The sequence below is a fragment of the Consotaella aegiceratis genome (assembly GCF_036541425.1).
In the GTDB taxonomy this organism is placed as follows: Bacteria; Pseudomonadota; Alphaproteobacteria; order Rhizobiales; family Rhizobiaceae; genus Consotaella; species Consotaella aegiceratis.
On record NZ_JAZHFT010000004.1, the window covers coordinates 69,827 to 89,602 of the forward strand.

Below are 19,776 nucleotides of genomic sequence, written 5' to 3' on the forward strand. Positions count from 1 at the left end.
GCGGCCGGACGAGCCGTCTGCCCCGGAAAGCCACCCTCGCCTATTTTTTGTCAGACAGATGAATCGCGCCGATTATCGACATCCGGTCGTCCAGACCTCGGACGACGCTCAGGCCTTCTTGACCCAGCGGCGATCCTCGGTCTGCTGCCAGTAGGTGACGGTGTGGCCGGCGGCCTTTTCCGCAGCCCAGCGCAGGCGCGCGGACGCCACCTGATCGGGATCGTGCCCGTCGAACATGTAGACGCCACGGTCGTAGGCGGACAATGACGCGGGCACGGCGCCGTCGACCATGAAACGCACCTGCGGATCGTTGGCTGCCTGGTCGTCGGAGACCGTCAACAGGATCGGCTGCAGCGCCCCGCTCGTCTCAGTGTCGGTGCCGTGCGGCAGAAAGGAATCGTCGCGAAACGTCCAGAGGAGATGGTCCAGAGCGTCCCGCCGCTCCTCGCTCGCCGTCTGCACGACGACGCGCCAGCCGCGTGCCAGGCTGCGCTCCAGAAGGTCCGGTAGCGCCTCCTCCATCCGGCTCTCGGTCAGATGATAGAACAGAACCTCCGCCATGCACTGACGCCCCGAAATGCCATGCGATGTGTCCCGCATAGCATCTATCACAAAGAAGCGCCGAGCCGATACGGGCCGGCCCGGCGCTCGTTTCATTCTGTCGCGGCGATCCCGCCCGTCAGGACCGGATGACACTGCAATCCGACGGTCTCACAACCGCCAGGCCGAGATCTACCGGCCCTCGTAGTATGCTTCGATCATCCGGTTCAGCAGTCGCACACCGAAGCCCGAGCCCCACGACTGGTTGTATTCGTTGGCCGGCGAGCCCATCGCCGTGCCGGCGATGTCGAGATGAGCCCAGGGCACCTTGTTGACGAAGCGCTGCAGGAACTGGGCCGCGGTGATGCTGCCGCCCGCCCGGCCGCCGCCGATATTCTTGATATCGGCAAACCGGCCCTCGATCGCTTTGTCGTATTCGGCGCCGAGCGGCATGCGCCAGACCTTTTCGCCGGTCGCCCTGCCCGCCGCCGTCAGATGCTCCGCCAGCATGTCGTCGTTGGAGAACAGGCCCGCATGGTGATGGCCGAGCGCGACGATGATCGCGCCCGTCAGCGTCGCCAGATCGACCATCAGCCGCGGTTTGAAGCGGTCCTGGCAGTACCAGAGGGCATCGGCCAGAACCAGCCGGCCCTCGGCATCGGTGTTGAGCACCTCGATGGTCGTGCCGGACATCGCCTTGACGATGTCGCCCGGCCGCTGGGCTCGGCCGTCCACGGCGTTTTCCACCAGACCGACGATGCCCACAACGTTGACCTTGGCGTTGCGCCCGGCGAGCGCCCGCATCAGTCCGGTCACCGCCGCGGCGCCGCCCATGTCCCCCTTCATGTCCTCCATGCTGGCCGCCGGCTTGATGGAGATGCCGCCGGTATCGAAGACCACGCCCTTGCCGACGAAGGCGAGCGGCGGCTCGTCCTCGTTTTCGGCGCCGTTCCAGCGCATGATCGCCAGAAGCGGCGAGCGCGGAGAGCCTTGTGCGACGCCCAGCAGAGCATTCATGCCAAGCTTGCGCATTTCGACTTCGGTCAGCAGTTCGACATCCACGCCGACCTGCGACAGCTCGGCGATCCGCTCGCCAAACTCGAGCGGCCCCAGCGCGTTGGCCGGTTCGTTGACGAGATCGCGCGCCAGCGCCACGCCGGACGCCACGGCTTCGCTGATCTCGAAGACCGGGCCGGCAGCCTCCGGCTCGGCAACCGCGAACACCACCTCGGCAGGCATGCCGTTCGTCTCGTCGGCCTCGCCCTCCTCCGGCTCCTTCACCGATTTATATCGTTTGAATTCGTAGGCACGCATCAACAGGCCTTGGGCGATCTCGGCCACCGCTTCGGCGGGAATGGGCCCACCCTGCGGCCGATCGATCCACAACGTTGCCTCTTCGCTCCCCTTGACCCGGGCAGCGATCAGTCCGCCGAGCTTCAGCCAGTCCTCCTCGCCATAGTCCTTGTCGCTCTTCGTTCCGACCACGAGCACCCGGTCGAAAGGCACGCCGGCCGGCGCGATGAGGTCGAGCGTCGAAAGGCTCTTGCCCTTGAACTTGCCAATCCTCGCGGCGCGGGCGACGAGTTCGGCGAGATCGCCGGGCAGCGACGAAGCCAAAGTGGCGTCGCTGCCCGCCAGGATGACGAGCACGCCCCTGGACGGCAGATCGAGCGGGGTGAAACGGACAGTGGGAAGCACAGCCATGAAAACTCCAGTGCGGATGGCGGGGCGGCGTCGGGGGTCAGCACGTCAGCGTCGTTGCGCGTTACCGCCGCCCGGCCGAAACAGCCTGCGCGGTCGCACCTATGATGAGGACGCAACACACGCATTGCAAGATCGCCTCAGGGCGGTGACATCCCGTTAACCGCGTTCTTTTGCCCTTCTTTAGCCAAGCTGTTTCACTCTAGGCTGCTGAGAGCCAGAGGAGTCGGCCGAACACAAAACGCGTCGGGTTCTTGTACAACACCGCGGATTAAATTACCGCAAGCTTCTTCGAGCGGATTTTCGGCTTTATGACGCCTTTTGAGAGATCAGAGCACTCTTTCGAGACCCGCCGACCGCTGATCGCGCTGTGCTGTGGCCGGATGGTCACGGGCGCTGACGTTTCGGTTAAACCGAGGACGGGGATCTCTTGGCGAATCTGATCCTTAGCCGGTACTTCCTGCGGCGATATCTGACCAGCGTGTTGTCCACGCTGGTCGGCGTGTTTGTGCTCATCTACCTCATTGACATGATCGAACTCAGCCGGCGAAGCGCCTACAACGAACTCGGTCTGGTGGCGCTGGCCACCATTTCCGGCCTTCGGATTCCGGCCTTTCTTCAGCAGGCGTTTCCCTTCGTGATCCTGTTCTCCTCGGTCTTCACGCTGCTGTCGCTGAACCGCCGTCTCGAACTGGTGATCGCGCGCGCCGCCGGTGTGTCGATCTGGCAGATCCTGGCGCCGTTCATCGCCGGCTCGCTGATCGTCGGGGTCGCCGCTACGACGCTCTATAGCCCGCTGGCGGCCTGGGGACTGTCGGCCTCCGAGCGGTTCGAGGCGCAGTTCACCGGTCACCATGCGAGCAGCAGCGCGGAAGACCGCATTCCCTGGTTCAGGCAGAACGCCGACGGTGTCGTATCCGTGATCGGCGCCTCCACTGTCGCCAAGGAAGGCCTGCAGCTTCGCAACGTCACTGCCTTCATTCTCAACGACAACGATATCGCGCGCGAAAGGATCGACGCCCCGGTCGCCGATCTCGACCAGGGCGCCTGGGAGATGAAGAATGCGACGGTGACGCGGATCGGCTATGCGCCGGAGCGCCGCGACGTCGTGCGGCTGCCCACCAGCTTGCGCCCGGAATATGTCGAGCAGCAGCTTGCCAATCCCGAGACCATTCCCTTCTGGGCGCTTTATTCGAAGATCGACGCGGCCCGCAGCCTTGGCTACAACGCCGACGCCTTTTCGATGCAGTACAACACGTTGATCGCCATGCCGGCTCTTTTTGCAGCGATGACGCTGGTGGCGGCCACGGTTTCCGTAAAATTTGCCAGGATGGGGCAGTCTGCCAGGACGGTTGTCGGTGGCGTCGCGGCCGGCTTCGTGCTTTATGTCGTCACGTTTCTGGCGAAGTCGCTGGGAAGCCACGCCGTCGTTCCTCCTGTGGTGGCGGCATGGTTTCCCGCAGTTGCGGCAGGGCTGTTTGGGGTAACAATCCTGCTGCACCAGGAGGATGGGTAATGACATCGAGGGGGACTGACCGACTGGCGCCGCGCGGGAAACCGCGCTTTGCGGCCGGTGTCCTGTTGGCGGGTGTCGCCGCCGGCGCCATCGTCGCTGCCGCACCGCTTTATGCGCAGGAGACCGCCGACAGCCTGGCCGCGGCCGTCAACGTGCCCGCCGGCGCCCAGATGTTTCTGGAAGCCGACACCGTCACCTACGACACAAAGACGCGGGTGGTGACGGCCTCGGGCGGCGTGCGGATCGACTATGGCGGCTACAAGCTCGTTGGACGCCAGGTCGCTTACGACCAGAACACCGGCCGCCTCGTCGCTACGGGCGACATCGAGCTCGTGCAGCCCGACGGCAATCGCGTTTATGCCGATGTCGCCGATCTGACCGAGGATTTCGCCGAGGGTTTCGTCACCGCGCTCAGGATCGAGACGCCCGACAACACGCGCTTCGCGGCAGCCAGCGCCACCCGCCAGGGCGGCCGGGTCACGACGTTCGAGCGCGGCCTCTACACTGCTTGCCAAGCCTGTGCCGAGCACCCGGAACGAGCCCCACTCTGGCAGGTCAAGGCCCGCCGGATTGTCTGGGACCAGCAGGAGAAGGAAGTTCGGTACTACGGCGCCAAGTTCGAGCTGTTCGGCGCTCCCATCGCCTATATGCCGTATTTCCAGTCGGCCGACCCGACGGTGAAGCGCAAGAGCGGCTTCCTGACGCCCTCGTTCAAAAGCTCGAGCGATCTGGGCTACGGCGTCAGCGTTCCGTATTTCCTGGTGACCTCCGACAGCACCGACGCGACGTTCACCGGGACCTACTATTCCAAGCAGGGCTTCCTCGGCGAGGTGGAGTGGCGCCAGGCACTGGAGAACGGCGGCTATACGCTCCAGATCGCCGGAATTTCGCAGCAGAGCCCTGGGGAATTCTATGCGGATACGGCGGATGACACCGATACCCGCGGGATGATCGGAACTACCGGCCGGTTCGAGCTCAGCGACCGCTGGACACTGGGCTGGGACATCCTTGCGCAGACCGATCAGGACTTTGCCAACACCTACGACATCAATCGCTTTTCGAGCACCTACCACACGTCCGAGATCTATTTGACGGGGCTCGGGGATCGCAGCTTCTTCGACCTTCGGGCTCAAAAATTCGACGTTCAGACTTACAAGGAAAACGCTGACGCACAGCGACTGGACGAAGATACCCAGCCTACGGTGCTGCCGGTTCTCGATTACGAATACATTGCCGAAGATCCGGTGCTCGGCGGTGAAGCCGGCCTGCGCGCCAATCTCACGAGCTTGCATCGCGATGACAGCGATCCAACAAGTTCTCTGGTTTGCCTGGAACGTAGCGAAAACAACAAATGCACGCGTTACAGCACAGAGTATTTCAGGCGGAACGCGCTTGAAGGCGACTATACGCGCACGTCGCTAGAGGCCTATTGGTCTCGCACTGATGCGGTTCTCGGCGGACTCCTCATTACGCCAACGCTACAATTGCGTGGCGACCTCTACAGCGCCGACATGAGTCTTGACGACTATAATAGCACGTATACGTCGAGCACAGATGTAGACTCTTCCGGAGCGCGTTTCATGCCGACGGCGGCCATCGAGGCGCGCTACCCCTATCTGATCCAGACCGCATCGGCTTCGCATGTGATCGAGCCGATCGGTCAGTTGATCGTCCGACCCGACGAGACCGATATCGGCGTGCTGCCGAACGAGGACGCTGAAAGCCTCGTCTTCAATACCGGCAACCTGTTCGAGCTCGACAAGTTCTCCGGCTACGACCGGATCGAAGGCGGGACGCGCGCCAATGTCGGGCTGCGCTATGTCGGAACCTACGAGACCGGCTATACGGTCGACGCGATGGTCGGCCAGTCCTACCATCTGGCCGGCACGAACTCGTTCGCCGAGCAAGATCTGGCGCTCGTCGGTTATAGTTCAGGTCTAGAAACGGACATTTCCGATTATGTCACCTCAGCTTCACTGACGACCCCTTTCGGCTTTTCGCTGGGTGTGCAAGGGCGCCTCGACGAAGAGGACTTCGACGTCGAGCGAATGGATTGGAAAGCGGGATGGAATCGCCCCGGATATTCCGCATCCGTGACCTATTCCGACATCGCCGCGCAACCCCTCTACGGCTTTGCCAACGATCGGCGCCAGGTCACGACAAGCGGATCGGTGCGATTTGCGGATCATTGGACTGCGGCTGCATCCTTGTCCTACGATCTCGAGTACGAAGAACTGATCTCGCAGAAATATGCCCTCAGCTACGCCGACGAGTGCTTCAGCCTGAGTGCGACCTATAAGGAAACGGCTGATCGGTACACCAATGAGACCAATTCCAAAACGGTGCTGTTCCGGCTCGGCCTGCGCACAATCGCCGATTTCGACTATTCGTACGATCTCGATGACGACGATGACGATTAAAGCGAAGAGGCTTCACGGTTTCGCCAAAGCTGCGGTATAGACGCTCTCGAATCTTGGGCTCGAAGGGCCCTGGAGCTACGGGAGATTGGAGCTGGCCCCGCGATGAACGTCCGCACCTTCGTAATCCGCGCCGCTTTGGCAGGCCTATTGGCAGCGCCTCTGGTTCCGGCGTCGGCCTTGATCGACGGAACCAGCTGGGCTGCGTCCGAGGTCAAGGTCGTCGTCAACAGCACCCCGATCACCAGCTATGCCATTCGGCAGCGCACGGCCTTTCTGCGCTTGCGGCATGTGAGCGGCAATCTCGAAGCCGCTGCTGAAAAGGAATTGATCGACGAGGCCTTGAAGAAGCAGGAGATGCGTCGTCGCGGCATCACGGTGCCCGACGCGACCGTCGACCAGGCCTTTGCGAAGTTCGCGTCCGACAACAAGCTGACGCAAAGCCAGCTCGGTCAGGTCCTGTCTCAGGCCGGCTTCTCCGCCGATGCCTTCAAGGACTATATCCGCGTTCAGATCGGCTGGGGCGAAGCCGTTCGGCTGCACGTCCGTTCGGAGGAACAGGTCAGCGAGCGCGACGCCGTCCAGCGTATGCTGGCCCAAGGCGGACAGAAGCCCTCGACCACCGAATACACGCTACAGCAGGTGATCTTCGTGGTGCCGGAGAGCGAGCGCGGCACGATCCCGCGTCGCATGCAGGAGGCCAACGCGCTTCGCAACCGCTTCACCAACTGCCAGTCCACCTACGACTTTGCCAAGGGCTTGCGCGACGTCACCGTGCGCGAGTTGGGACGCATCGCTCAACCGGAGCTGCCGTCGCTCTGGAAGGATGCGATCATCGATACGCCGGTAGGCAAGGCGACGCCGCCCAAACAGACCGACCGTGGCGTCGAGTTCATCGCCGTCTGCGACACCCGCACGGTTTCCGACGATCACATCGCCGCCATGGTCTACGAGCAGCAGGACCTTGAGGCGCTCGGCAAACAGGAGCCTGCCGAACAGTTCCTGAAAGAATTGAGAGACAAGGCGCAGATCGTCAAGAAATGACCGTCAGCCGCATGCCGCCGGCGCCGTTGGCGGTCTCGGTGGGCGAGCCGTCTGGCATCGGCCCCGACGTGGCGCTCGCTGCATTCCGAGATCGTCAGGAGCTCGACCTGCCGTGCTTCTTCATGCTGGCCGATCCGGAGATGCTGCTCCGGCGGGCGCAGCGGCTGGGCATCGACAGCCCGCTACAGGTAATTGAGACGCCACGACAGGCTACCGCCACCTTCGCGCATCGGCTGCCGGTCCTGTCCTTGGACAATCCACACCGGGACGCACCCGGCCGGATCGACCCGGCAAATGCCGCCGGAACCATCGAGGCGATCGACCGTGCGACCAGCCTCGCCTTGTCCGGCGAGGCTGCGGCGGTCGTCACCTGCCCGATCGACAAGAAGGCGCTCTATGACGCCGGCTTCCGCCATCCGGGCCATACCGAATATCTGGCCGATTTGTGCCGCCGGCACACAGGCACCGATGCAATGCCGGTCATGTTGCTCACCGGACCCGAACTCGCCTGCGTGCCGCTGACCATCCACATTCCGTTGGCCGACGTTGCGCGCTCGATCAGCCGTGAGCTCATCGAGGAAACAGCAGGCATCATCGACCGGGATCTGCGTCACCGCCTCGGCATCGCTCAGCCGCGCATCGCCGTCTCGGGGCTCAACCCGCATGCCGGCGAGAAGGGTGCGATGGGAGCCGAGGACGAGACCGTCATCCGTCCCGCCGTCGAAGCCCTGCAGGCGGCCGGGATCGATGCGTTCGGCCCGCTTCCAGCCGATACGATGTTTCACCCGGCGGCCCGTCGTCGCTACGACGTGGCGCTGTGCATGTATCACGATCAGGCGCTCATTCCGGCCAAGACACTGGCCTTCGACGAAACGGTGAACTGCACGCTCGGCCTGCCGATCATCCGCACCTCGCCCGACCACGGCACGGCCGCCGATATCGCGGGGACCGGCACCGCGCGCCCCGACAGCTTCGTCGCTGCCTTGCGGCTGGCCGCGCGGATGGCAAGCCACGCCGCCGCTGAAGACGGCTCGTCATCGGCCGACCGCTCGTGAGCGCCATCGACGATCTGCCGCCCTTGCGCGCCGTCATGGCCGAGCATGGGCTGGAACCGAAAAAGGCGCTCGGACAGAATTTTCTGCTCGACCTGAACCTGACGTTCAAGATCGCGCGTCAGGCCCAGCCTTTTGATGGAGCCACTGTCGTCGAAGTGGGGCCCGGCCCCGGCGGTCTGACCCGCGCCTTGCTGGCAGCGGGTGCCGAACGCGTCGTAGCCATCGAGAAGGATCAGCGGTGCCGTCCGGCGCTCGACGCAATCGCCGCGCGCTACGACGGCCGCCTCACCCTCGTCGATGCCGACGCGCTGACGGTCGATCTCGACAGCGTGGCCGAAGGACGCCCGATCAAGGTGGTCGCCAATCTGCCCTACAATGTCGGCACCCGATTGCTCTTGAACTGGATCGCCGAGCCGGATTGGCCGCCGGCTTGGAGCGATCTCACCTTGATGTTTCAGCGCGAGGTGGCCGAGCGCATCGTCGCGGCGCCAGGCTCGTCCCACTATGGCCGGCTCGGCGTTCTGGCCGGCTGGCGAACGCAGGCGCGCATTCTCTTCGACGTCCCGCCCCAGGCCTTCACACCGCCGCCCAAGGTGGTCTCGTCGGTGGTGCGGATCGAACCCCGGCTGTCGCCCCATCCCGCTCCGCTGGCCGGACTGGAGGCGGTAACGGCCGCCGCGTTCGGCCAACGTCGAAAGATGCTGCGCCAGAGCCTGAAAGCCCTCGGCGGCGAGGCCCTGCTCGACAGGGCCGGCATCGATCCCACACGGCGCGCCGAAACACTGAGTGTCGATGAATTCTGCCGATTGGCCAATCTGGTTCAGTAGCGCCTTGGCCGGATCAGCCGTTGTCTTCGGCGAGCAGCTTGGCGGTGAAGTCGAACAGCCCGGGCCGCCGGTCGCGACGCAGGCGCTCCGCCTCGATGATCGCCCGAACTGATTGGAAGGCGCGGTTCAAGTCGTCGTTGACCACCACATAGTCGTAATCGCGCCAGCGCTCGATCTCGACCTTGGCGTTGTTCAGACGGGTGGCGATGGTATCGCCCGAGTCCTCGGCACGGCGCAGGAGACGGGTCTTCAGCTCGGCCATGTTCGGCGGCAGGATGAAGATCGAGACGACATCGGCCGTGGCCTGCTCCTGCAGCTGCTGCGCGCCTTGCCAGTCGATGTCGAAGAGCATGTCCCGGCCTTCGCGCATGGCGGTCTCTGCCGGCTCGCGCGGGGTTCCGTAGAGATTGCCGTGCACTTCGGCCCATTCCAGCAGGGCGTCGTCCTTCCTCAGGCGGTCGAACTCGCTTGGCGAAATGAAGTGATAGTGCACACCGTCGATCTCGCTGCCCCGCCGCTTGCGCGTGGTCACGCTGACCGACAGCGAAAACTGCGCATCGGCCTCGAGCAGATTGCGCGCGATCGTCGACTTTCCCGCCCCCGATGGGGACGAGAGCACGAGCAAGATGCCACGGCGGGCGATGACGGCGGCAGGCGCCACCTCGGTGTCTGACCTCATTCTATATTCTGTACCTGTTCGCGGAACTGATCGACGATGACCTTCAGGTCCAGTCCGATGGCGGTCAGCGACGCGGCATTGGACTTGGAGCAGATCGTATTCGATTCGCGATGAAATTCCTGTGCCAAAAAGTCGAGACGACGGCCGATCGGACCACCCTTCGCCAACAGATCGCGCGCCGCCGCGACGTGCGCCGCCAAGCGGTCGATCTCTTCGCGAATATCCGCCTTGGCGGCAAGCAGGGCGGCCTCCTGATGCAGGCGGCCCACATCCAGGCGGTCGTCGGCGTCGAGCAAGAGAGCGACCTGGACGGCAATCCGCTGGCGGATGGCCTCGGGCGTGCGGGCTTCGTCGGCTTCGGCTTGCGCCACCAGGGCGCCAATTTCCGAAAGCCGCGCCTCAAGCACGGCCTTCAGCGCCTTGCCCTCGGCCTGCCGGGCGCCGACGAGCCGGTCCAGCGCCGTCTCGAATCCGGCAACGGCAACGCGTTGGCGCTCCTCCTGCACCTCCGGCGCGACCTGCCCCTCGACCACGTCGACCACGCCCTTGATGGAGAGAAGGCCGTCGGCCGTCGGCGCCGCCGCATGCCCGTCGGAGACAAGCGTACGCGACAGGGCCAGAATCTGGCCGAGCATCGGCTGATTGATCGAGAAGGCCGGCGCCTCACCGTCGCGGCGCAGCTGGAGCGACACCTGGACGTTGCCGCGCGCCAGGCGCGAGGCAGCGATCCGTCGCACGTCGAGTTCGATCGCTTCGAAACCTTGCGGCAGCCGAAGCTTGAGGTCGAGCCCCTTGCCGTTGACGGACCGGATCTCCCAGGCGAAATCGAGGCCTGCCGCCTGATCCTCGAACCGGGAGAATCCGGTCATGCTCGCGACGGACATCGCCGTACCTCCGATCGTCATTGGATGGCCTTACTGGCCCGCTGCGTCTTCGCCGGCCGCCCGCTGGCGCTCGACTTCGCGGTAGCGCCGGACGTTGGCGTTGTGCTCGTCCAGCGTGGCCGAAAAGACGTGCCCTCCGGTGCCGTCCGCAACGAAATAGAGAGCGTCGGTGTCGGCCGGGTGCGCAACCGCCTCCAGCGCCGCGCGGCCCGGATTGGCGATCGGCCCCGGCGGCAGACCACCATGGACATAGGTGTTGTAGGGATTGTCGTCCTTCAGATGTGACTGGCGGATAGGTTCGCCCGCCGGCTTTCCGGCGCCGCCCCACACACCATAGATCACCGTCGGATCGGATTGCAGACGCATCCCCTTGCGTAGACGGTTGACGAAGACGGCAGCAACCTGAGGCCGCTCGCCGGCGATGCCGGTCTCGCGCTCGACGATGGAGGCGAGGGTCACGAACTGATTGACGTCTTCGACCGGCAGATCGGGATCGCGATCCTGCCAGATCGATTCGACCAGAGCCCGCTGGTCGGCCGCCATCTTGTCGATCAGCTCCTTGCGGGCCATGCCGCGGGTGAAGGTATAGGTTTCCGGCCGCAACGATCCTTCCGCCACTTCCGGAGGCATGTCGCCGGACAAGGCCTCCTCGGCGGCGACGCGCTGATAGATCTGATCGACGGTCCAGCCCTCGGGCACCGTCAGCGTATGCAGGATCGACTGGCCGCTCTTCAGCTTCTCCATAACGTCGCGCATCGAGGCGCCCGGCGCGAAGGCGTATTCGCCGGCCTTGAGCTGGCCACTCGCGCGCGAAAGGCGGACGCCGTACTGGAAGATCGAGTCGTCATAGATGATGCCGGCGTCTTCCAGACCCGTCGCGATGGTGGACAGGCCGGCATTGCGCGGCACCAGATAGGTCGCTTCCTGCTTGAGCGGGCCGGGTCCCTGGAAGGTCCAATAGAAGCCGGCCGCAGCCAGAGCCGCGAACAGCGCCACCGTCAGGCAGAAACTGAGGAAGATGACCAGGCCGTTGTTGCGCCAGTAGCGGGACCGACGCCGTCGCCGGGGCTTGGCTTCGATCGCCGGGTCCTGGCTGGGGGGCTCGTGCGGTCCCTCGGTGCCGTTCGTGTGGTCCGTCACGACAGTCTCCCATAGAAGGTGCTTCGTTCGCCGAAGCACCATTCCATTATGGCAAAAGGCAGGATGTCAGAGCGCCGCTAGGCCGCCCTCAATCCTGCAGACGGCGAAGCACCAGCGAGGCATTGGTGCCGCCGAAGCCGAAGGAATTCGACAGGGCGACATCGATCTTGCGCTCACGCTTGGTGTGCGGCACCAGGTCGATCTTCGTCTCGACGGACGGGTTGTCCAGATTGAGCGTCGGCGGCGCGACGTTGTCGCGAATCGCCAACGCGCTGAAGATCGCTTCCACGGCGCCGGCAGCGCCCAGCAGGTGGCCGATCGCCGACTTGGTGGACGACATCGACACAGTCGACGCCGCATCGCCGAGAGCCCGCTCCAACGCGCGCAACTCGATCTCGTCACCCATCGGCGTCGAGGTGCCGTGAGCGTTGACGTAATCGATATCGCTCGGCGAGATGCCCGCGCGCTTCATCGCCGCCGAAATGCAGCGATAGGCGCCATCGCCGTTCTCGGCCGGAGCGGTGATGTGATAGGCGTCGCCCGACAGGCCGTAGCCGATGACCTCGGCATAGATCTTGGCACCGCGCGCCCGCGCATGCTCCAGTTCCTCGAGCACGACGACGCCGGCGCCCTCGCCCATGACGAAACCGTCGCGATCGCGGTCGTAAGGCCGCGATGCCCGGTCGGGCTCGTCGTTGAAATGGGTCGACAGCGCCTTGCAGGCCGCAAAACCGGCGACCGACAGACGGCAGACGGGCGATTCCGCACCGCCGGCCACCATGACGTCGGCATCGCCGAGCCCGATCAGCCGCGACGCGTCACCGATCGCATGGGCGCCGGTGGAACAGGCCGTCACCACCGAGTGGTTCGGCCCCTTCAGCGAGTGGCGGATGGAGACGTGGCCCGAGGCCAGATTGATGAGGCTGCCCGGAATGAAGAACGGGCTGACACGGCGCGGCCCCTTCTCGGCAAGGATCAGGGAGGTCTTTTCGATTCCCTGAAGCCCGCCGATGCCGGAACCGATCAGCACCCCTGTCGTGGCCTGGTCCTCATAGCTCTCGGGATGCCAGTCGGCATCGTCGAGAGCCTCTGTGGCAGCGGCCACGGCATAGACGATGAAATCATCGACCTTACGCTGCTCCTTCGGCTCCATCCAGAGATCCGGATCGTAGGTGCCGTCGCTGCCATCTCCCCGCGGGATCTGGCAGGCGATCTTGCAGGCAAGGTCGCTGGTTTCGAAGTTTTCGATACGGCGACCGGCGCTTTTGCCCGCCAGCAGCCGCTTCCAGGTCACATCGGCGCCAACACCCAGAGGGCTGACCATGCCGACGCCGGTGATGACGACTCGTCTCATGCGTCTCCCTTGTGCATTGGCAGACCGGGCTGCCGCCGCCTCAGGACTGGTTCTTCTCGATGAAGGAAACGGCGTCGCCGACCGTCAGGATCGTCTCGGCGGCATCGTCGGGAATCTCGACGCCGAACTCTTCTTCGAAAGCCATGACGAGTTCGACCGTATCGAGGCTGTCCGCGCCGAGATCATCGATGAAGCTGGCGTTGTCGGTAACCTTTTCCGGCTCGACGCCGAGATGCTCGACGACGATCTTCTTCACCCGTTCAGCGGTATCGCTCATTGTCAGTCCTCTGTTTGGTTATGTGCCCTCGTTAGACGCGAGCAGGCGTGGAATCAAGCTACCGGGCCACGCGCAGATTCGTCTGCCTGAGTGACCGTCCGGATTTGCGGTTATCATGATGGCTGGATATGGCCAAGCGCGAGCGTTGCGCACCCCTGGCCGGCGAAGGCGGCTGATGGCCGCACATGCTGAATCAAACCATGGCCATCCCGCCGTTCACATGGAGCGTCTGGCCGGTGATATAGGACGCCTCGTTGGAGGCGAGAAAGACCGCCGCGGCGGCGATCTCGTCAGTGTTGCCCATACGCCGCATCGGAATCGCGGCCATGATCGAATCGCGCTGCTTGTCGTTGAGCTTGTCGGTCATGGCGCTGGCGATGAAACCGGGCGCGATGCAATTGACGGTGACGTTGCGCGACGCGATTTCCTGCGCCAGCGACTTCGAAAAGCCGATCATGCCGGCCTTGGCGGCGCAATAATTCGCCTGACCGGGGTTTCCGGTGACGCCCACCACCGAGGTGATGTTGATGATCCGGCCGAAGCGGCGGCGCATCATCGGCTGCGTGAGGTCGCGCGTCAGCCGAAAGGCGGCGGTCAGATCGACTTCGATCACGCTGTCCCAATCGGCATCGGACATGCGGACGAACAATCCGTCCTTGGTGATGCCGGCGTTGTTGATCAGGATGTCGATGCCGTCCATCGCCTCGACGGCCGCTTCCGCCAGCGAGGACTGTTCGTCGCGGGACGAAAGGTTGGCGGGAAAGACGTGCACCCGTTCGCCGAGCTCGCTCGCCAGCGCGTCGAGCTTCTCCCTGCGGGTTCCATGCAGGCCGATCACCGCGCCGGCGCCATGAAGAGCCTTCGCGATCGCCTCGCCGATGCCTCCGCTGGCACCGGTCACGAGAGCCTTGCGGCCGGACAGATCGAACATTGGGTTTGCCTCCTCGCTAGGCCGGTTACGCCCACAAATGGTTCGCCCGGGGGGCAATTGCCAGAAAATCGCCGTGGCGCGATCGGCTCAGTCCTGGGACGAAAGCGCCGTTTCGATATCCGCAGGCGTGCCCACAGGGATCGCCTTGAGACTGCGGTCGATTCGTTTGGCGAGCCCCGAGAGCACTTTGCCGCTTCCCATCTCCCACAGCGTATCGACGCCCTCGCCGGCCAGATATTCCATGCTCTCGCGCCACCGCACCTGGCCCGTCACCTGCTCCACCAGGCGCCAGCGAATCTCGTCCGGATCGCGGATCGGAGCGGCAAGAACGTTGGCCACGACCGGCAGGGCCGGCGCGGTCACCTCGGCCGCCGCCAGAGCCTCCGCCATCCTGTCGGCAGCCGGCTGCATCAGCCGGCAGTGGAACGGAGCGGAAACCGGCAAAGGGATGGCGCGCTTGGCGCCGCGCTCGGTGGCCAGCGCAACGGCCCGTTCGATCGCTCCGCGATGCCCGGAAATGACGATCTGGCCACCGCCATTGTCGTTGGCGAGTTCGCAGACGTCGCCCTCGGCCGCATCGGCACAGAGCGCGGCGACCGCGTCGTGATCGAGGCCGATGACCGCCGCCATGCCGCCCTCACCCGCCGGCACCGCCTTCTGCATGGCCTCGCCGCGGATGCGCAGGAGCTTGGCCGTCGTCTCGACGGTGAGCGCGCCGGCCGCCGCCAGCGCCGAATATTCGCCGAGCGAATGCCCGGCCACGAAGCTGGCGCTGTCGAGCTTGAATCCCTGCGCTTCGGCGGCTCGAACGCACGCCAGCGAAACCGCCATTAGCGCCGGCTGGGCGTTGGCGGTCAGCGTGAGCTGGTCCTCAGGACCATTCCACATCAGCTCGGAAAGCTTCTCTCCCAGCGCCGCGTCGACCTCGTCGAAGACCCGGCGGGCTTCTGGAAAGGCCTCGGCCAGCTCCCGACCCATACCGACCGTCTGGCTGCCCTGTCCCGGAAAGATCAATGCGAGTTTCATCGGACCCGTTGTTCTGTCTGACGCAATGTCTACGATTGGCGCCGTGAATGATCACCAGCCGGCGGCCTGTCAAGGCGAAAGCGCGAATGTCACAGGCAAGTCTTGTCTTTCATGGCGAAATCGTCTAACTGCCGCCCCGTCAATGCCCGGTCTCAGCCGGGGGCTGAACGGAAGGCGGCCGGATATCGTCCGGCTGAAGGTGTGGTGAAGATCGCGCCGGCTTCCCGTGTCTCCGCTCTCGACCGTTCTCAGACGCGCCTTTCCTGCTCTCGTCCGTCCGGACGATCGCTTTCACGGAGAGTCGCAGAGGCTTAGCCGCTGAACCCGGGCAGAATGCGAACGAAGCAACGGAAAGGCATAGCGATGGCTCTTTACGAGCACGTATTTCTTGCCCGCCAGGATGTCTCGAGCCAGCAGGTCGAACAGCTCGTCGACCAGTATCGTGGCGTCATCGAGGGTCTGGGCGGTTCGGTCGGCAAGGTCGAGAACTGGGGTCTGAAGACCCTGACCTACCGCATCAAGAAGAACCGCAAGGCGCATTATACTCTGATGAACATCGACGCACCGTCGGAAGCGGTGCAGGAGATGGAGCGTCAGATGCGCTTCAACGAGGATATCCTGCGCTACATGACGATCCGCGTCGAAGAGCACGAGGATGGTCCTTCCGCGATGATGCAAAAGCGTGACGACCGGCCGCGCCGCGGTGGCCGCGACGACCGGCCGCGCCGGGATGGCGATGACCGCCCCCGTCGCGATGACGATCGCCCGCGCCGCGACAGCGACGATCGGCCCCGTCGTTCCCGCGATCAGGATTCGGAGTAAGCCCCAATGGTCGATATCGCTCAGCTTCCCACGCGCCGCCCGTTCCACCGTCGCCGCAAGGCCGACCCGTTCTCCGGCAGCGATTCGCCGAAGATCGACTACAAGGACATCCGGCTGCTGCAACGCTATATCTCCGAGCGCGGCAAGATCGTGCCGTCGCGCATCACCGCCGTGTCGCAGAAGAACCAGCGCGAGCTGGCCCGTGCCATCAAGCGGGCGCGCTTCCTGGGCCTGCTGCCCTACGTTCTGAAGTAGCGGACACGAGGCGGCATCCGGCGCACCGCGATCGGCCCAAGGGCGATTTCGCGGGATCGGCGCCGGAGCCGCCTCCTTCTCCCGCGGTCGGGCCGCGAGAGAAACTTCAAAGTCCCGAGTTGGGGCCTGCTGCACCCGGTTGCGCTCGCCCCTAACTGCCGTGTTCGAGCAGGACAGCGCATTCGATGAGACCGTCCACCATCCTGATCGGCCTTGCTGCCGGCGCCGCCAGCGCTCTTCTGTTCGCGGGGCTGGTGCTGCAGTCGTGGACGGCGTTCAGCCTGGCGCTCATCTCTCCCGTTCCGATCTACATCGCCAGCCTCGGCTGGGGCTCCTGGGCCGGCTTCATCGCCGCGGCCTCCGCAGCCATGGTTCTAGGCCTGATCACGCTCTCGCCGCACGGCGCACTGATTCTGCTGGCCGTCATGACGCTTCCGGCCGCCATCGTGGGTCATCTGGCGGGTCTTGCCCGCCCGACCGTCGGCCGTCCGGCCACTGACGCGCCATCGATCGCCGTCACGCCTCGGCAGGCGCCGGAGCCCCGCCTCGACTGGTATCCGCTCGGCCGCGTTCTCTTCGCTCTGGCGCTCTGCATCTCGGCGGCCTGCCTGTTCACCGGCTGGCTCGTCGGCATGAGCCTGGAACAGTTGGCCGACAAGGTGATGGAGGCCCTGCTCGCGCGGGATGCCGGCGAGATGCAGGCGGCCAGCGAGATGCAGGCGGCCAGCGAGGAGCAGTTGCGCGAGTTCGGGCGTCTCCTGATGGCGTTGATTCCGTTTCTCCAGCCGGCCGTGCTGTTGTTCGTGCACGTCGCCGGCCTCTACATTGCGGCGGCGGTCGCCCGTCAGTCCGGACGGCTGCCACGTCCTCGCGACGATATCCCGACCGCCGTGCGCCTGCCGGCCGTTAGCCTGGCGATCCTAGCAGCAGCGTTCGCCGGCTCGTTTCTGTCGGGATTCGTAGGCGCTGCCTTTGCTGTCGTCGCCGGCGCCTTTTTGGCGGCCGTGACGCTGATCGGGCTGGCGACCCTCCATCGCTCGACGCGCGGACGATCCGGACGCGGCCTGCTTCTGTTCACGAGCTACGCGGCCATCGTCGTTCTCAATGCCCCCATCCTGATCTTCACCGTGCTCGGCGTCGTCGAAACGGCCAAGCATCCCGGTGAGGTCGGACCGAACTAGTCGAACCCTCAATCGAAAGGACCATCCCATGGAAGTCATTCTCCTCGAACGCATCGCCAAGCTCGGACAGATGGGCGAGACCGTCAAAGTCCGCGACGGCTACGCCCGCAACTACCTTCTCCCCACCGGTCGGGCGCTGCGCGCCAACGACGCCAACCGCGCCCGCTTCGAGGCCGAGAAGACCCAGCTGATCGCCCGCAACGAAGAGCGTCGCGGCGAGGCCCAGGAGATCGCCGAGCAGCTCAACGGCAAGCACTTCATCGTCGTGCGCTCCGCCGGCGAGACCGGCCAGCTTTACGGCTCCGTCTCCACACGCGACATCTCCGACCTGCTCAAGCAGGAAGGCTTCGCGGTCGGCCGCAACCAGGTCGAGCTCAACAGCCCGATCAAGACCATCGGCCTCCATCGCGTGCTGATCGCGCTCCATCCGGAAGTCGAGGTGACGATCCAGCTCAACGTCGCCCGCTCGCAGGACGAAGCCGAGCGCCAGGCACGCGGCGAGGACCTGACCTCGGCCGAGGCGATCTACGGCGTGGAGGAAGAAGAAGAGGACCTCGAAGAGGGCGCCGAAGACGCCGTCGAAGCGGAAGCCGAGACCAGCGAGGAGGCTCCTGCAGAGGAAATTTGAGACCTCGCTTGATCAGCGAATTTGATGCAGCATGTGTCATAAATTGGCCCCGGAGATGACTCCGGGGCCTTTTCGTTTTCGCGGATAGAGCTAAAGTTGGCTTATTGAAGGCGCGTCGTTTGTCGAAAAGCGTTGTAATTTGTTTGTTTGTCCTGGAGTAGCAATCCCATGAATCGGCTCCTTGATTTCTACCTTGACCGGCTGATCAAGGTCGGCAGCCTCACCATCACAGATGCAAACGGGCGAGCGAAAAGTTGGGGAGACGGTACGGGAGAACCGGTGCATGCCCGCTTCAGCAGCAAGGCGGCAGAACGAAAGGTCGCGTTGAACCCCGCCCTGCAGTTGGGCGAATGCTACATGAACGGAGAGATCAGCTTCGTCTCCGGCTCCATTTTCGAGCTGTTGAAGGTGGTCTTCCAGAATGCCGGCCGTGATGCCGCCAACGCCACCTGGATGCGTGCCATCGAGCGGATCCGGCTTACCTATCGCCGGCTCATCCAGAACAACACGCCGGTCCGTGCCCGCCGCAACGTCCAGCATCACTACGACCTGTCCGGCGCCATGTACTCGCTGTTCCTGGACGCCGACCGGCAGTACTCGTGCGCCTATTTCGAGACCGCCGAGGCAAGCCTCGACGAAGCGCAGCTGGCCAAGAAGCGTCACCTGGCCTCCAAGTTGCTGATGGACCGTCCGGGGCTGAAGACGCTCGACATCGGCTGTGGCTGGGGCGGCCTGGGGCTCTATCTCGCACAGCGCTGCGAAGCCGATATCACCGGCATTACCCTGTCGGATGAGCAGTTTCGCGTTGCCAACAGGCGGGCCGCGGAGAACGGATTGACCGACCGCGCCCAGTTCAGGATCGAGGATTATCGCAAGACCGAGGGTCCGTTCGACCGAATCATCTCGGTGGGCATGTTCGAGCATGTCGGGCGCGACTTCTATGACGAGTATTTCAGCCAGTGCGCGCGGCTTTTGGCTAACGACGGCGTCGCGCTGATCCATTCGATCGGCCAGTTCGATCCGCCGTCGAACACCAACAGCTTCATTTCCAAGTACATCTTTCCCGGCGGCTACATTCCGTCGCTGTCGGAGGTGCTGCCGGCGATTGAGCGCTCGGGGCTGATGGTCACCGACATCGAGATCTTGCGCCTGCACTACGCTGAAACGCTGCTCCATTGGCGCGAGCGCTTTCTCGCCCATTGGGAGCAGGCCAAGGCGATCTACGACGAGCGCTTCTGCCGCATGTGGGAGTTCTATCTCGCGGCATCCGAAAGCGCCTTCCGCTGGCAGGGCCTCATGGTTTTCCAGATCCAGCTCGCCAAGAAGGTCGATGCCGTCCCGCTCACCCGCGACTACATGTTCAAGGCGGAGCAGGTGCTGCGCGCAGCTGATTCGCAGCTTGACGCCGGCGCATGGACCCAGGCCCACGCAGCCGAATAGCGACCGAACGTCGCCCTGCCCTTCCACGTCGTCTTTCCCCGATTTGCACAAGACAGGTT

General features: G+C 64.4%; 19 protein-coding genes. 10 read left to right on the plus strand and 9 right to left on the minus strand.

Annotated features, from left to right (window positions below):
- Positions 1–108: 108 nt before the first annotated feature.
- Complete coding sequence (locus SMD10_RS04815) at positions 109–561, minus strand: DNA polymerase III subunit chi (protein ID WP_331684521.1); 453 nt, start codon at positions 559–561, stop codon at positions 109–111.
- 171 nt (positions 562–732) lie between these two features.
- A complete protein-coding gene (locus SMD10_RS04820; RefSeq protein ID WP_331684522.1) occupies positions 733–2,244 on the minus strand; it encodes a leucyl aminopeptidase in 1,512 nt (503 codons plus the stop codon).
- Positions 2,245–2,671: 427 nt separating this feature from the next.
- Between SMD10_RS04820 and lptG the strand changes: the two genes are divergently transcribed.
- The 5 genes from lptG to rsmA all read left to right on the plus strand — a co-directional run bounded on the left by lptG (position 2,672) and on the right by rsmA (position 9,100).
- A complete protein-coding gene (lptG, locus tag SMD10_RS04825; protein ID WP_331684523.1) occupies positions 2,672–3,757 on the plus strand; it encodes an LPS export ABC transporter permease LptG in 1,086 nt (361 codons plus the stop codon).
- The gene (locus SMD10_RS04830; RefSeq protein WP_331684524.1) at positions 3,757–6,177 is read left to right on the plus strand and encodes an LPS-assembly protein LptD; all 2,421 of its coding nucleotides are present in this window, start codon (positions 3,757–3,759) and stop codon (positions 6,175–6,177) included. Before lptG ends, SMD10_RS04830 begins: the two co-directional genes overlap by 1 nt.
- Before the next feature lie 102 nt (positions 6,178–6,279).
- Positions 6,280–7,218, plus strand: coding sequence for a SurA N-terminal domain-containing protein (locus tag SMD10_RS04835; protein ID WP_331684525.1), 939 nt, complete (start codon positions 6,280–6,282; stop codon positions 7,216–7,218).
- Entirely contained in the window at positions 7,215–8,273 is a 1,059-nt protein-coding gene (gene pdxA / locus SMD10_RS04840) for a 4-hydroxythreonine-4-phosphate dehydrogenase PdxA (protein WP_331684526.1), read from the plus strand. The genes SMD10_RS04835 and pdxA overlap by 4 nt, the downstream gene beginning before the upstream one ends.
- Positions 8,270–9,100: a 16S rRNA (adenine(1518)-N(6)/adenine(1519)-N(6))-dimethyltransferase RsmA gene (gene rsmA, locus SMD10_RS04845; protein WP_331684527.1), complete on the plus strand. Its 831-nt coding sequence runs from the start codon at positions 8,270–8,272 to the stop codon at positions 9,098–9,100. The genes pdxA and rsmA overlap by 4 nt, the downstream gene beginning before the upstream one ends.
- A 13-nt stretch (positions 9,101–9,113) precedes the next feature.
- Here the strand turns inward: rsmA and gmk are convergent, their stop codons facing one another.
- The 7 genes from gmk to fabD form a co-directional block, all read right to left on the minus strand.
- Positions 9,114–9,761, minus strand: a complete 648-nt coding sequence (gmk, locus tag SMD10_RS04850; RefSeq protein WP_432757188.1) for a guanylate kinase — start codon at positions 9,759–9,761, stop codon at positions 9,114–9,116.
- A 14-nt stretch (positions 9,762–9,775) separates the two neighbouring features.
- The gene (locus SMD10_RS04855; RefSeq protein WP_331684529.1) at positions 9,776–10,663 is read right to left on the minus strand and encodes a YicC/YloC family endoribonuclease; all 888 of its coding nucleotides are present in this window, start codon (positions 10,661–10,663) and stop codon (positions 9,776–9,778) included.
- Positions 10,664–10,693: 30 nt separating this feature from the next.
- Entirely contained in the window at positions 10,694–11,803 is a 1,110-nt protein-coding gene (gene mltG / locus SMD10_RS04860) for an endolytic transglycosylase MltG (RefSeq protein ID WP_331684530.1), read from the minus strand.
- Positions 11,804–11,891: 88 nt separating this feature from the next.
- Positions 11,892–13,157: a beta-ketoacyl-ACP synthase II gene (gene fabF / locus SMD10_RS04865; RefSeq protein WP_331684531.1), complete on the minus strand. Its 1,266-nt coding sequence runs from the start codon at positions 13,155–13,157 to the stop codon at positions 11,892–11,894.
- A gap of 40 nt (positions 13,158–13,197) precedes the next feature.
- Complete coding sequence (locus SMD10_RS04870) at positions 13,198–13,434, minus strand: acyl carrier protein (RefSeq protein ID WP_078709378.1); 237 nt, start codon at positions 13,432–13,434, stop codon at positions 13,198–13,200.
- A 193-nt stretch (positions 13,435–13,627) separates the two neighbouring features.
- On the minus strand, positions 13,628–14,365 hold the full coding sequence (gene fabG, locus SMD10_RS04875; RefSeq protein WP_331684532.1) for a 3-oxoacyl-[acyl-carrier-protein] reductase: 738 nt from the start codon (positions 14,363–14,365) through the stop codon (positions 13,628–13,630).
- An 87-nt stretch (positions 14,366–14,452) separates the two neighbouring features.
- Positions 14,453–15,391 carry an ACP S-malonyltransferase gene (gene fabD / locus SMD10_RS04880; RefSeq protein ID WP_331684533.1) on the minus strand — a complete coding sequence of 313 codons (939 nt, stop codon included), beginning with the start codon at positions 15,389–15,391 and terminating at the stop codon, positions 14,453–14,455.
- Positions 15,392–15,754: 363 nt separating this feature from the next.
- On the opposite strand from fabD, the gene rpsF reads away from it, so the two are divergent.
- From rpsF to SMD10_RS04905, 5 genes are all read left to right on the plus strand, one after another.
- Complete coding sequence (rpsF, locus tag SMD10_RS04885) at positions 15,755–16,213, plus strand: 30S ribosomal protein S6 (protein WP_331684534.1); 459 nt, start codon at positions 15,755–15,757, stop codon at positions 16,211–16,213.
- A 6-nt stretch (positions 16,214–16,219) separates the two neighbouring features.
- Complete coding sequence (gene rpsR / locus SMD10_RS04890) at positions 16,220–16,468, plus strand: 30S ribosomal protein S18 (protein WP_331684535.1); 249 nt, start codon at positions 16,220–16,222, stop codon at positions 16,466–16,468.
- A 185-nt stretch (positions 16,469–16,653) separates the two neighbouring features.
- The gene (locus SMD10_RS04895) at positions 16,654–17,649 is read left to right on the plus strand and encodes a hypothetical protein (protein ID WP_331684536.1); all 996 of its coding nucleotides are present in this window, start codon (positions 16,654–16,656) and stop codon (positions 17,647–17,649) included.
- 28 nt (positions 17,650–17,677) lie between these two features.
- Positions 17,678–18,277 carry a 50S ribosomal protein L9 gene (gene rplI, locus SMD10_RS04900; RefSeq protein ID WP_331684537.1) on the plus strand — a complete coding sequence of 200 codons (600 nt, stop codon included), beginning with the start codon at positions 17,678–17,680 and terminating at the stop codon, positions 18,275–18,277.
- 168 nt (positions 18,278–18,445) lie between these two features.
- A complete protein-coding gene (locus tag SMD10_RS04905) occupies positions 18,446–19,717 on the plus strand; it encodes a cyclopropane fatty acid synthase (protein ID WP_331684538.1) in 1,272 nt (423 codons plus the stop codon).
- Positions 19,718–19,776: the final 59 nt, after the last annotated feature.

Excerpts from the sequence above, each read along its gene's own strand:
- SMD10_RS04815 (WP_331684521.1), bottom strand. The coding sequence starts at position 561 with ATGGCGGAGGTTCTGTTCTATCATCTGACCGAGAGCCGGATGGAGGAG.
- SMD10_RS04820 (WP_331684522.1), bottom strand. The coding sequence starts at position 2,244 with ATGGCTGTGCTTCCCACTGTCCGTTTCACCCCGCTCGATCTGCCGTCC.
- SMD10_RS04830 (WP_331684524.1), top strand. The coding sequence starts at position 3,757 with ATGACATCGAGGGGGACTGACCGACTGGCGCCGCGCGGGAAACCGCGC.
- SMD10_RS04835 (WP_331684525.1), top strand. The coding sequence starts at position 6,280 with ATGAACGTCCGCACCTTCGTAATCCGCGCCGCTTTGGCAGGCCTATTG.
- pdxA (WP_331684526.1), top strand. The coding sequence starts at position 7,215 with ATGACCGTCAGCCGCATGCCGCCGGCGCCGTTGGCGGTCTCGGTGGGC.
- SMD10_RS04855 (WP_331684529.1), bottom strand. The coding sequence starts at position 10,663 with ATGTCCGTCGCGAGCATGACCGGATTCTCCCGGTTCGAGGATCAGGCG.
- fabF (WP_331684531.1), bottom strand. The coding sequence starts at position 13,157 with ATGAGACGAGTCGTCATCACCGGCGTCGGCATGGTCAGCCCTCTGGGT.
- SMD10_RS04870 (WP_078709378.1), bottom strand. The coding sequence starts at position 13,434 with ATGAGCGATACCGCTGAACGGGTGAAGAAGATCGTCGTCGAGCATCTC.
- fabG (WP_331684532.1), bottom strand. The coding sequence starts at position 14,365 with ATGTTCGATCTGTCCGGCCGCAAGGCTCTCGTGACCGGTGCCAGCGGA.
- fabD (WP_331684533.1), bottom strand. The coding sequence starts at position 15,391 with ATGAAACTCGCATTGATCTTTCCGGGACAGGGCAGCCAGACGGTCGGT.
- rpsF (WP_331684534.1), top strand. The coding sequence starts at position 15,755 with ATGGCTCTTTACGAGCACGTATTTCTTGCCCGCCAGGATGTCTCGAGC.
- rpsR (WP_331684535.1), top strand. The coding sequence starts at position 16,220 with ATGGTCGATATCGCTCAGCTTCCCACGCGCCGCCCGTTCCACCGTCGC.
- SMD10_RS04895 (WP_331684536.1), top strand. The coding sequence starts at position 16,654 with ATGAGACCGTCCACCATCCTGATCGGCCTTGCTGCCGGCGCCGCCAGC.
- rplI (WP_331684537.1), top strand. The coding sequence starts at position 17,678 with ATGGAAGTCATTCTCCTCGAACGCATCGCCAAGCTCGGACAGATGGGC.
- SMD10_RS04905 (WP_331684538.1), top strand. The coding sequence starts at position 18,446 with ATGAATCGGCTCCTTGATTTCTACCTTGACCGGCTGATCAAGGTCGGC.